This window comes from Arcticibacter eurypsychrophilus, from assembly GCF_001730525.1.
GTDB lineage: Bacteria > Bacteroidota > Bacteroidia > Sphingobacteriales > Sphingobacteriaceae > Arcticibacter > Arcticibacter eurypsychrophilus.
In genome coordinates, this window is the sequence record NZ_MDFN01000032.1 from 13,863 (window position 1) to 26,544 (window position 12,682).

The window sequence follows — 12,682 nt, forward strand, 5'->3', positions numbered from 1 at the left end:
GTATACGGTTTTATTGTCTGACAATTAACTAGTCTTTTATAAATGGATAATTCTCCTGAATATATACATCAGTATAGGCTTCAGAAGGATCAGGCCATGGAGAGTCTTCAGCGAATTTCACTGATTCCTCTACAATTGCTTTAATCTTTTTATCGATTTCTTCAAACCAGGCATCATCAGCATAACTGTTTTCGACGATAGCTAATTTAACAACACCAATAGGGTCTTTAGATTTATAACGCTCAAGCTCTTCTTTCGTTCTGTACTTTGCGGGGTCAGACATCGAGTGACCTTTGAAACGGTAAGTACGTGCTTCAAGGAAAGTTGGACCTTCACCGTTACGTGCACGTTGAACTGCTTCGTCCATGGCATTGTGCATAGCTACAGGGTCCATACCGTCAACAGGAGCACAAGGCATATCGAAGCCAAGACCTATTTTATAGATATCTTCCATGTTGGTAGTACGTGCTACTGAAGTACCCATTGCATAGCCGTTGTTTTCGCAAACAAAGATTACAGGGAGGTTCCAGATCATAGCCATGTTGAAGGTTTCATTTAAGGAACCTTGTCTGACGGCACCGTCGCCCATATAGCAAACACAAACGTTGTCCGTGCCATTGTACATTTCTGCGAAAGCGATTCCTGCTCCAAGCGGGATTTGGCCACCAACAATTCCATGTCCGCCAAAGAATTTATGCTCTTTACTGAAAATATGCATTGATCCACCCTTTCCTCTGGAGGTTCCGGTAGCCTTTCCATACATCTCTGCCATTACTGCGTTTGGAGATACTCCTTTTGCGATAGCATGTGCATGATCACGGTAAGCTGTAATCATGGAATCTTCAGGTTTTAAAACCGACATGGTGCCGGCTACTACAGCTTCCTGTCCGATATATAAATGACAAAAACCTCTGATTTTTTGCTGTCCGTACAGTTGTCCGGTTTTCTCTTCAAACTTGCGCATCAGCAACATCGATTCGTACCAATACAGGTAGGTGTCTTTAGTAATTTCTACTGAACTCATTTGTTATAATGTGTTTTTTTTGGAAAGCAAATCTAATTATAGTTTCCTGAAAAAAGAAAATGTAAGGTCAAAATACGTGTTTGACCTTAAATATTAGGGTAATAATTCCGTGATAGAGGAAAGCGCCCTATTTAATGATTTTTAAAAGACAATTCTAAGCGTCGGCAGGCTCGTATTCGGTACTGCTTTTCAGGACAATGCGAATTGTTGTCGCGATGCCTGGCTCAGAGTCTTTTACATAAATCTGACCTCTGTGATAATTTTCCACTATTCTTTTAGTCAGAGAAAGGCCTAATCCCCATCCTCTTTTTCGTGTGGTGTAACCAGGTTGGAATATTGTTTCAAACTTCAGTCTGGGAATTCCTTTACCACTGTCAGTGATATCAATGAAGACCTGTTCTTTGACCAGATTTTCAATAACCTCGATATCTATTGTTCCGTCGCCTTCAATTGCGTTTACTGAATTCTTCATCAGGTTTTCTATAACCCATTCAAATAGGGGGATATTCATTAAGGCTTCTACTTCCTGATCGCCGCTCACCTTAAACTTGATTTTTTTGCTGGTGCGCACTTTGAAATAATCCACATAGGTGCTGATGACAGTAAATACTGGGTGGCTATGGAGATTTGGAGTGGAACCAATTTTAGAAAACCGGTCGGCAACCATTTCTAAACGCTGGACGTCATTCTCCATTTCCAGGATCAATGGATCATCATCTGCATTAAATTTGGATTTGAGCAGTTCAATCCATGCCATCAGTGAAGAAATAGGGGTACCGAGCTGATGTGCTGTCTCTTTTGCAAGACCAACCCATACCAGGTTCTGTTCTGATCGGCGAGAAGAACTGAATACCGTATAAGCGACCATCAGAAAGATAGCAATAACCATCAGCTGGATATAGGGGAAGACCCTTAGCTGCGAAAGTAACTGCGAATCTTTGTAGTACACAAACCACTTTTGACCATCTTCTTTGATAATCACAATAGGGATATGCTGTGATTTCATCTCTGCAAGCTGCGTTTTGAAATAGCGTGGATCATGTATTTTACGAGTAAAAATGGCCGATTCATTACCACTTTCCTCCACCTGGAAGTTCGTCTTTGTGCTATCCAGACTTCTCCAGTAAATAATGCTGTCGCGTTCATCTGTTACAATAGTGGGCATGGATAGACTATCGCGAATAGAAAAGATAACAGTCAGGTATTCATCGTTAATATCCTCGATCTCGATAATCTTTTTGAAACTCATGGCCCATACTTCCGCACGGGTACGTTCAGATACAGCAATATTTTTCACCAGGTAGTTGGTATACCAAAGGGAGGCTGATGCGATGACAAATGCAAATGCAAGCAGTAGGAATTTCCAGCGTCTTTTCTGTTCGTACGGATTCATGAATATTATTTTACTGCAATACCCATATTATAGAACATAAAAGCCCATTTATCGGCTTGTTCTGCTATTATCTGAGCGGTTGACTTTCCGGCACCATGTCCGGCTTTTGTTTCAATACGAATAAGTACAGGGTTAGATCCATTGTGGAATTCCTGTAACCGGGCTGCAAATTTAAAGGAATGAGCAGGTACTACACGGTCGTCATGGTCGGCAGTGGTAATGAGGGTAGCAGGATAGGCTGTGCCTTGTTTTAAGGCATGGTATGGAGAATAATGGATTAGATAATCGAACATCTCTTTAGAGTCTTCTGCTGTTCCGTAATCATATCCCCATCCAGCTCCTGCTGTGAACTTGTTATAACGTAGCATATCCAGTACGCCAACGGCAGGGAAAGCAACCTTGAATAATTCGGGTCTTTGTGTCATGGCTGCACCTACCAGCAATCCGCCATTTGATCCGCCTGAGATAGCAAGTTTTGCTGTAGAGGTATATTTGTTGTCGATCAGGTATTGAGCAGCAGCAATAAAATCGTCAAAAACGTTTTGTTTCTGCAGTTTCGTTCCTGCAATATGCCATTTTTCGCCATATTCTCCTCCTCCACGCAGATTGGCTACTGCATAAATTCCACCTTGTTCCAATAGAATAATATTTGAGGTACTAAAGGCTGGGGTTAAACTGATGTTGAAGCCACCATAGCCATACAACATAGTTGGATTGGTTCCATCTAGTTTAATTCCTTTTTTGTAGGTGATGATCATCGGTACCTTTGTGCCATCCTTTGAAGTATAGAATACCTGTTTGGATTCGTAAAGAGAAGGATCAAACTGAACGCCGGGTTTCTTGTATAACTCTGACTTTCCGGAGTTGATCGTATATTTAAATATAGTGGGAGGGTATACATAGGAAGTAAAAGTGAAATATAAGTCCTTTTCATTCTTTTTGCTTCCAAAACCAGAGGCTGTACCCACTCCGGGAAGGTCAATGTTCCGCTCTAATTTCCCGTTCATATCATATTGCATGACCAGGGAGGTTGCATCTTTGAGGTAGTGTGCAAATAATTTACCCCCGCCTGTACCTACACTTAATACTTGTTGTGTTTCTGGAATTATATCCTTCCAGTTTTCAGGAGCAGGATTGCTGAAATCAACTTTCACAACACGATTATTTGGCGCATTCAGGTTGGTTTCGACGTAAAGGGTGTTGCCTTCGTTGTCGAGAACCTGATGTTCATTGGTCATGTTGGCTACAACGTTGATGATTTTTCCTGCCGGATCCTTAAGATCCTGCACGTATAATTCATTTCCAGAAGTAGAATTTGCGGCTGTAATGATCAGGAATCGTTGATCTTCAGTAAGGCCTGCACCGATATAACGTCTTGGGGTTGCTGAGCCACCAAAAATAAGTTTATCCTCAATTTGTGGGGTACCCAACGTATGGTAGTATAATTTATGGTATTGGGTCATTGCGGAAAGTTCACTTGTGCCCTTTGCTTTTTCGTAGCTGCTGTAGTAAAATCCTTCATTTCCTTTCCATGCAATTCCTGAGAATTTGATGTCGATCAGGGTATCACCCACAATACTTTTATCAGTGGTTTTTAAAACAATGACTTTGCGCCAGTCTGATCCTCCTTCGGAGATTTGATAAGCGGCCAGACTGCCATCTTTAGTGAAATCCATTCCAGCCAATGAGGTTGTTCCATCTGCAGAGAATTTATTGGGGTCGAGAAAAATCTCAGGTTCTTGTCCTTCTTTTTGGCGGTAAACAACAGATTGGCTTTGAAGTCCGTCGTTTTTAGAGTAGTAAATATAATCCCCTTCTTTTGTCGGAGCGCTTATTCGTTCATAATTCCAAAGCTTTTCAAGACGTGTTTTAATCAGATCGCGGAAGCTAATTTTAGAAAGATAGTCCTGTGTGACTTTATTTTCTTCTTTAACCCATTCTTTAGTTGCTTCTGATCTATCATTTTCAAGCCAGCGATAAGGATCACTTACAAGTGTGTTGAAATAGGCGTCGGTCGTATTGTCTTTTTCGGTATTTGGATAACTGAGCATTTTTTTACTGTTCGTTTGTGCGTATCCGGAGTATGAAATTCCAGAAGCAAGGATTAAAATAAAAAGCTTATTCATGAAATCTATTTAGTTATGCTTTAATTAACTCTTATATGATAAGTCTATAACGTCAAACTTAGATAAAATGATTTATAAGCCTTATACAGAAATGGCATATAAGTGATTTTTATCGATCTTTATCGCATGTCTTTACGTACAAAAATATACTTCGCATCAGATTTTCATCTTGGTACTGCAAATTATGGAGAAAGCCGAAAAAGAGAGGATCGGATTGTAAGATGGCTTGACTCTATAAAAAACGTCGCTAAGGAACTTTACCTGGTAGGAGATGTGTTTGATTTTTGGTTTGAGTATAAATATGTGGTGCCAAAAGGCTATATCCGGTTTTTAGGTAAGCTGGCGGAGCTTTCAGATCTTGGCGTGCAAATTACGATGTTCAAAGGGAATCATGATATGTGGATGTTTGGCTATCTGACTCAGGAAATGAATGTGAAGATCGTATCGGATGAGCTGGTTATTGAGCGCGACGGAAAGAAGTTTTATATTCACCATGGAGATGGGCTCGGTCCGGGTGACAGTAAATATAAGTTTCTTAAAAAGTTTTTCAGGAGTGGTTTGTGTCAGTGGTTATTTGGTTGGATTCATCCCAATTTGGGGATTGGAATTGCGGGTGCCTGGTCCGGACATAGTCGTATTGCCGGTGCAAAACTAGAAACGTTTCAAACGGAACAGCATGAATGGCTTGTTATCTACAGTAAGGAAAAACTAAAGGAAGAGCACTTTGATTATTTTATTTTTGGACATCGTCATCTTCCATTGGATATTGAGTTGAGTGCATCCAGCAGGTATATTAACCTTGGGGAATGGATGAATTATAATAGTTATGCGGTGTTTGATGAGGAGGGCTTGGCCCTTAGATACTTTGAAAAGTAAAGGTATTCATCAGGCGGGTTATTTATTTAGTTAAAAAGCATTATTTTTGGATTCTTAAACTAGGGATAATATTTATTTACCTGATGTTTATCAAATATTACCGTGTTTGATGCTGTGAATTATCAAGCGCAAGTTTTTTTAATCAGAACATGTTAGACAAATTAGAAGCCATAAAACTTCGTTGGGAAGAAGTAGAAAGAGAATTGAGTGACCCTGCTACCATGAACGACATGAAGCGATACGCTCAGTTGAACAAGGAATATAAGGATCTTGGGAAGATTGTTGACGAGTATAAAATCTATAAAAATGTCGTATCTAATATTGATGCGAACAAGGAGATCTTGTCTACTGAAAAGGATGATGAGATGCGAGAAATGGCAAAGATGGAGATGGATGAGCTTTTGCAAAAGAAAGATGAGATGGAAAGCCAGATTCGTTTGATGTTGATACCAAAAGATCCGGAGGATGCCAAGAATGCAGTAATTGAAATACGAGGAGGAACAGGAGGGGATGAGGCAGCATTGTTTGCTGGTGACTTATATAGAATGTATACCCGGTTTTTTGAAAAGAAAAACTGGAAAGTGGAAACCATGGACGTTACTGAAGGTACCGCAGGTGGATATAAGGAAGTAATTTTAAAGGTTACAGGGGAAGAGGTGTACGGTCAGCTTAAGTATGAATCGGGCGTGCATCGTGTACAGCGTGTTCCCGATACGGAGACTCAAGGACGTGTGCATACTTCAGCAGCATCTGTAGCAGTGCTTGCGGAAGTGGAAGAGGTGGATTTCTATTTGAATCCTGCGGATGTAGATATGCAGACGTCACGTTCAGGTGGTGCAGGTGGGCAGAATGTGAATAAGGTAGAAACAAAGGTTCAGCTAACACATAGGCCATCAGGAATGGTGGTGGTGTGTCAGATTGAGCGTTCACAGTTTGGTAACAGGGAGCGGGCGATGGAAATGCTAAGAAGTCGTTTATATGACCTGGAAGTACAAAAGCAGACTGGAGATATTGCTGCAAAGCGTAAGACGATGGTGTCTACTGGGGATCGTTCCGCTAAGATCAGAACGTATAATTATCCTCAGGGTAGGGTTACTGAACATCGAATCGGGTTGACCATGTACAATCTTCCGGCTATTATGGATGGGGATATTCAGGAAATTATTGATGCGTTGCAGTTTGCTGAGAATGCGGAGAAGATGAAAGAGGGGTCAGTTGCTTCTTAAATTGGAGGTAATTTGAAATTTATATGCCTGTGTTTCAATAGTCTTTCAAGTATTTCTAAATATATGTTGGTAATACGAATAATGAAGCTATATTTGCAAACCCAAAAGGGAATAACGGTTCGGTAGTTCAGCTGGTTAGAATACATGCCTGTCACGCATGGGGTCGCGGGTTCGAGTCCCGTCCGGACCGCTCGAAAGAGTTAAATCAGATTAAAGGAGGTATAAAAACCTCCTTTTTTTATGCCCTTTTTTTAAATTTTTTCCATCATTAATTTAATGGTAATGTGAAGTAAAAGGTAGTGCCAAAGCCGAATTTGCTTTCGAGCCATAGCTTACCCCCATTGAGTTCTACAAATTCTTTGCAAAGAACGAGTCCTAGACCTGTACCCTTTTCATCTGCTGTTCCTAGAGTGGAGAAGTTGCTGTCCATTTTAAGTATTAGGTCCTGATTTACATCTTCAATACCTATTCCTGCATCCTGAATGGAAAATTGGATATAAGAGGAAATATTCTCTGCTTTTATGATAATGTAGCTATTAGGGTAGCTGAATTTTACAGAGTTTGAGATGATATTTCTGAATATGGTTCCTACCATCTGGCGGTCAGCAAAAACAGTACTGGATGTCAATTGTGAAATCCTAATGTCGATTCCTTTCGGTATAGCCATAGATCCTCCTGTGCTTTTTGCCTGATCTAATAGGTCTGCTATATCAATAAACTCCGGGTGAGGCTTTAGCAGTCCTGTTTGTACGCGTGACCAGTTTAACAGGTTTTCCAGAAGAGAGTAAGCATTCTTTGCTGTCTCATTCATGCGGAAGGCCATATGTTGGATTTTTTCAACGCTTAATTTCTCTGCATTTTTATAAATAAGTTGACTAAAAGATAATAACGATGTAAATGGGTTCTTAAGATCATGTGCTATAATGGAGAAAAATTTGTCTTTGGTCGCATTTAAATCCTGGAGCTGTTGCTCTGTGTTCTTTTGTTTGGTGATGTCATGACATATCACGAGATACGTTTTGTTCTCCGTATGGGTATGGTATTCGGGTATTGCTTGTACCGAGTAGATATAATTTAGGCCCTCTTTCTTCAGGCTAATGTTTGTCTCCTGGATGCGGCCTGTTGAGTTCGCCTGTAGCAGAGTTAGGTTAAGTGTATCTTTAAGTGTTTTAGGTAGTTCCAGGTGGCGTGAATCGGCATTGTTAATTTCAGTAGGTGTATTCTGTGAAAACTTAGTTACAGCTAAATTGGCATAGATGCAGTTGAAATGTTGATCAAACCTTAAAATTAAACCTGGTAAATTTTCAGCTAATGTTCTGTATTTTTCCTCATTGTCTTTTAGGTTTTTAAAAATCAAGCTAGTTGGTCTTATAAATCCTGTTTCGATATTAGCTTTATAGATCATAAAGAATGCTACAAGTTTGGCATAATGTCCTAATTCATTGATCAGGCTATAATTGGAAATATATAGGGTGAAGCAAAACTCACTCAAAATAGTGAAGATTAATGAGATGGTGAGTAGTTTGACAACGGATTCGCTAAACTGACTTCGCTTATTGTATAAAAGATAGCCAGCTAAAAAAAGAATTGCTATGATGATGTATTCAGCATAAATTTTAAACTTGGTTTGTCCGGACCCTTCAATAAAACACAAAGGGAAAATATGCCAGTATAATATGGATAGGAGTATTAAGATGCTGATTACTAGATAGCTTAAAAAAATAAGATCGGCATTCAATTTTTTTCTGCTATTTAAGAACCAGAAACCTGCTACAAAAGTCAATGCCTCCAATAATCGGGTAGCTACCCAAAACTGATTTGCGTAATAGACGGGACTAACAATAATGTTCATCCCTGTGAATGTAAGTGTGTGGAGAAGATCTAATGCGCCAATAAAAAGGTAAGATATGCCTACAAAAAATAAATAATTATTATCCAGCATTTTGCGGGAGTTCCATGTTATGATGAAGACGGCAAATGCGATTACAATAGATAAGAGTTCAACTATGGTATGGAAAAGTAAATAGCTTTGTTGCAGGCTGAAGTAAAATACTGAGGAAAGAATAATTCCAGCGAAAATATTTCTACGATTGTTATTTAAGGTTGAGGAGTATAACGTTTTCAACAGATGAACAAGTAAGATTTAAAGATAATAAAAATTATCATTCACCTATTAAGAATGGGGACTAAATAAGGGCATGAATTAGATTAAAAATTACGAGAAAAATGCTGCGTTATTTTACAATAAATTCCTATTTTGCAGTTGGGGAATGAATTTCCCAAGTATATGAAAATAATTTCTACACAGGCCTCATAATGTAATTTTATGAAAAAGATCATCCTCATAGTAGCTTTGTTGTTTGACGGAACATTTTTCAGCAAAGCTAAGGCACAGGATGCAACCTTGACTGTAAGTTTAGCAGCGCTTCAAAGTATTAAGCTTAATACTGCTGCTATAAATATTAACTTTTTAACAGAGTCTGACTATGCAAATGGAAAAAGTTCGGGAGTGATAGTAGATCAGATAGAGGTTGTAAGTACAGGTTTATTTACTGTTTCGGTAATGGCAAGTGGTCCATTATCAGCTGGGGATCCAACAATGGATATTCCTTTAACGGCTCTTAATCTGACACCTACGTTAGCTAGTTCATCCAGTACAATGAACAAACAGGTTTATACTACTATTGCAGGTGCCTTAGATAAAGGTGTTCCTAAAGCTTTTATAAAGACATCAAGTGGTACTTTCAATGCGAAGTTTTCAGTTAACTATGGTGTAACTGCAGGTACAGGGAGTGTTAATTTGCTAAACAGACCAGTAGGAGATTACACAACAACTATAACTTATACTATTTCGCCGGATTGATAAATATTGTCTTTGGTTAATGTGTTTAAAAGGACATGGGAAATAATGAGAAAAACATATGCGCAATAATGGGAATAAATAGCCCATTATTGCGCATATGGGGAATTGTTTACTCATGTGTGTAAAAGTAATTCCCCTTAAATGCCTTATTTGTCACGATTTTGTAAGTGGAACGTAGTTTGATTACATGATCAGTAATAAACTATATCATACAAAAGATTCATGAAAAAAACCTTGTTATTTGTCGCCATATTACTTGCAGGAGTATCTTCTAATAAAGCTAATGCGCAGGATGCCACATTGACTGTAAACTTAGCAGCACTTCAAAGTATTAAGCTTAATACCGCTGCTGTACGCATAGATTTTGCATCGGAATCTGATTATGCAAACGGAAAAAGTTCCGGAGTAATAGCAGACCAAATAGAGATTGTAAGTACCGGTATATTTACTGTTTCGGTGATGGCAAGTGGCCCGTTATCAACTGGAACAGCAATAGATGATATACCGTTATCTGCTCTTACTCTCACTCCTTCTTTAGCTAGTTCATCTAGTACAATAGTTCCTACTTTAAATGTTATTACAACCTTAGCGCCGACAGTTCCTAAAGCTTTTATAAAATCATTAGTTGGTACTTCCAATGCGAAGTTCTCTGTAAATTATGGAATATTGCCAGGTGTTGGTAGTGTCAATTTACTGAACAGACCAGCAGGAGCTTATAAAACGACAGTAACTTATACTATTGCACCTAATTAATAGGCTAATCTTATCAATATTAGGTTTTATTAGAATTAGAAAATTACAAAAACTCTTGGCTTTAATCTGGCAAGAGTTTTTGCGGTTCTTAAGGTCATTGCATTTATTCAAAATTCTCTAAATCATGAAGTTTTCATGCTTCTCTAAATCTATCATCCCCTTAATTTTTGTAGGTCTACAGGGCTTTGCTCAAGCAGGCATTACAGCAAGTCCTTCCAAAATGTACTACCGTCTACCTGCCGGTAGTACAAGTACTCAGAAAGTTTATGTTATAAACCCTATAGGTAAAAACCTGGAGGTTGGAGTTTCTTTAGGTGATTGGGATTATGATAGTTTGGGGACTAATAATCTGCATGACCCAGGAATACTAAAAACCTCATGTGCAAACTGGGTAAAAGTACTGCCTGGATCCTATTTTACCCTATTACCTGAAGAGCGGAAGGAGTTAACAATTGAACTTACCGTACCCATTACAGCGGATAAAAATATCCCTGTTCATACAGCAATGTTATACTTTACACAACTAAATCCGGTTGACAGCAAGAGTGAAAATGGAGCTGCTATAAAAGTAAGTGTAAGGATGGGAATAAAGATCTACCATAGTTTTACGCAGGCGGATGAGCGAAATATTGAGGTAGTCAATTTTACGGATAAGAAAAAGGTAAAGGCAGACTCTAAGGGCTTGCTGGAATTAAAGATTGAAAATACTGGAAAAATTTGGCTTGACGGTAAGGTGATATGGGAATTATTGAACATCCAAAACGGAGATAAGATTAAAATGGAGAATGTTCCTTTTTTATCCTTGCCGGGAGATAAGACAACGTTGGTAATGGACTTGCCTGCTAGTTTAAAGAAAGGGCATTATTCAGCAACAGCAATAGTTAACTATGGCAATAAAGATGAATTAAAGGTTGTGGAATTAGAGTTTGAAACTTAATATGATGAAAAATTCCTTAATTTTTATAGTTGTTGTTCTTATAAGTATAACAAAGGTAAGTGGTCAATTTACTATTTCTGCTAGTGAATCTTATAGTGCACCGCTTTCTACTTATGACGCAGTAATGGCTGGGATTACTTTAAACGATCATCTTACTATTGTTGCGAATTTTAACCAGAATGCAAGTTTTTCAGCAGGTTGGACACTAAAAGTCCGTGCTAATGGAGACTTTACAAACGGAAGTAGCACTATACCTTCACAATATGTCTCGTTAAAATTCAGAAGTGTGAATGGAGTTCAAGGAGTTTCAGGTTCACAGGTTTCGCTTACAAATGCCTATGCCAATCTGATTACTACAACAGCGGCTTTAGCTTCCCCTCCAGCATATTACGTGCCTTTTAATTTCGATATGATTATTCAGGGAGGAGCGCATCTCATGGTTCCAACTACTGGTGTTTTTAGTACAACCTTGACTGTTTCATTTTGTAATAGTGCTGGTACTGTGGTTACCTCATTAAATTCAGTGCCCATTTCCTTTACTATCAATTATAGTAATACCTGCTCGGGTACAACAATTGAAAACATTAATTCGACATCCTATAATTTTGACACTTACAGTAAGCTTCAGTTAGGAGCAACGGTAACTGAAGGTATTACTATTCCTTATGCATCCAATGGAGCAAATTGCCGGGGTTGGAGTTTAAAGGTAAGAGCAAATGGGAATTTTGTAAATGGAAGTAGTTCAGTACCTGCGCAAAACGTATCATTGAAATTTAATCGGGTTTCTGCTGGTTCGGCAACTAATGCTCAAATAGGTGCCTCAGGCAATCCTATACCTTTAAGTATGTCGGATGTTACTCTTATCAATCAGTCCAATGCACCATTTGATTTTAGTGCGGCCCATACCTTCGACATAATTATAGCGGGCGGTAGTGCTTTATCATCGGCGACAACTCAAGGTACGTATACTTGCCCTCTTATATTTACTCTTAATAACCAGAATGGACAGTTAATATCAACCAAAAACGTGTCAGTTAGCTTTCAGATTACTTATGGAAATACTAACGATTATACGGTTACATTGCTATATCCAAATGTGTCATTTGGATATAGCAGCATTGCTAATTATCTGAATGGAATATTGGTAACTAAAACAAATGGGCTAAAAATAGTAGCCTATTCTGCTTATCAGGTAATTGTTAAAACAGTGGGGCCCAACCTTATAAACGGGTCAAATACGCTCCCAGTTTCAATGATTAAACTTCAGAATTCATCTTCTACCAGTAAATCTGGAATTACTTCTACAAACATAAGTCTATCGGCGAATGATCAGGTTATCATTGTCAATAATTATAATGATTACACGTATCAAACTGTTGAGTATAATTTAAAATATATAATGGAGGCGAACAACGCCATAACTACAGCGCCAAGTGGCACTTACACCACGCAAGTTATATATGTAGTCCTTCCTAGGTGATATT

At 38.6% G+C, this 12,682-nt stretch carries 10 protein-coding genes and 1 tRNA gene; 7 read left to right on the top strand and 4 right to left on the bottom strand.

Annotated elements, in window-relative coordinates:
* Window positions 1-28: 28 nt before the first annotated feature.
* The 3 genes from pdhA to BFL47_RS15965 all read right to left on the bottom strand — a co-directional run bounded on the left by pdhA (window position 29) and on the right by BFL47_RS15965 (window position 4,543).
* Complete coding sequence (gene pdhA / locus BFL47_RS15955; protein ID WP_069660797.1) at window positions 29-1,024, bottom strand: pyruvate dehydrogenase (acetyl-transferring) E1 component subunit alpha; 996 nt, start codon at window positions 1,022-1,024, stop codon at window positions 29-31.
* Between the two features lie 154 nt (window positions 1,025-1,178).
* Window positions 1,179-2,417: a sensor histidine kinase gene (locus tag BFL47_RS15960; RefSeq protein ID WP_069660798.1), complete on the bottom strand. Its 1,239-nt coding sequence runs from the start codon at window positions 2,415-2,417 to the stop codon at window positions 1,179-1,181.
* A 5-nt stretch (window positions 2,418-2,422) separates the two neighbouring features.
* Window positions 2,423-4,543: a prolyl oligopeptidase family serine peptidase gene (locus BFL47_RS15965; protein ID WP_069660799.1), complete on the bottom strand. Its 2,121-nt coding sequence runs from the start codon at window positions 4,541-4,543 to the stop codon at window positions 2,423-2,425.
* Between the two features lie 126 nt (window positions 4,544-4,669).
* Between BFL47_RS15965 and BFL47_RS15970 the strand changes: the two genes are divergently transcribed.
* The 3 genes from BFL47_RS15970 to BFL47_RS15980 all read left to right on the top strand — a co-directional run bounded on the left by BFL47_RS15970 (window position 4,670) and on the right by BFL47_RS15980 (window position 6,835).
* Window positions 4,670-5,419 (top strand): UDP-2,3-diacylglucosamine diphosphatase, encoded by a 750-nt coding sequence (locus BFL47_RS15970; protein WP_069660800.1) that lies wholly within the window; start codon window positions 4,670-4,672, stop codon window positions 5,417-5,419.
* Between the two features lie 149 nt (window positions 5,420-5,568).
* Complete coding sequence (prfA, locus tag BFL47_RS15975) at window positions 5,569-6,645, top strand: peptide chain release factor 1 (protein ID WP_069660801.1); 1,077 nt, start codon at window positions 5,569-5,571, stop codon at window positions 6,643-6,645.
* A gap of 116 nt (window positions 6,646-6,761) precedes the next feature.
* Window positions 6,762-6,835: transfer RNA gene (locus tag BFL47_RS15980), tRNA-Asp, on the top strand.
* A gap of 78 nt (window positions 6,836-6,913) precedes the next feature.
* Here BFL47_RS15980 and BFL47_RS15985 read toward each other — a convergent pair.
* On the bottom strand, window positions 6,914-8,770 hold the full coding sequence (locus BFL47_RS15985; RefSeq protein ID WP_069660802.1) for a sensor histidine kinase: 1,857 nt from the start codon (window positions 8,768-8,770) through the stop codon (window positions 6,914-6,916).
* Window positions 8,771-8,971: 201 nt separating this feature from the next.
* Between BFL47_RS15985 and BFL47_RS15990 the strand changes: the two genes are divergently transcribed.
* The 4 genes from BFL47_RS15990 (at window position 8,972) to BFL47_RS16005 (ending at window position 12,678) form a co-directional block, all read left to right on the top strand.
* Window positions 8,972-9,508, top strand: a complete 537-nt coding sequence (locus tag BFL47_RS15990) for a hypothetical protein (RefSeq protein ID WP_069660803.1) — start codon at window positions 8,972-8,974, stop codon at window positions 9,506-9,508.
* A 222-nt stretch (window positions 9,509-9,730) separates the two neighbouring features.
* A complete protein-coding gene (locus BFL47_RS15995) occupies window positions 9,731-10,261 on the top strand; it encodes a hypothetical protein (RefSeq protein ID WP_069660804.1) in 531 nt (176 codons plus the stop codon).
* 124 nt (window positions 10,262-10,385) lie between these two features.
* Entirely contained in the window at window positions 10,386-11,198 is an 813-nt protein-coding gene (locus BFL47_RS16000) for a fimbrial biogenesis chaperone (protein WP_069660805.1), read from the top strand.
* A 1-nt stretch (window position 11,199) separates the two neighbouring features.
* Complete coding sequence (locus BFL47_RS16005) at window positions 11,200-12,678, top strand: hypothetical protein (RefSeq protein WP_069660806.1); 1,479 nt, start codon at window positions 11,200-11,202, stop codon at window positions 12,676-12,678.
* Window positions 12,679-12,682 lie beyond the last annotated feature (4 nt).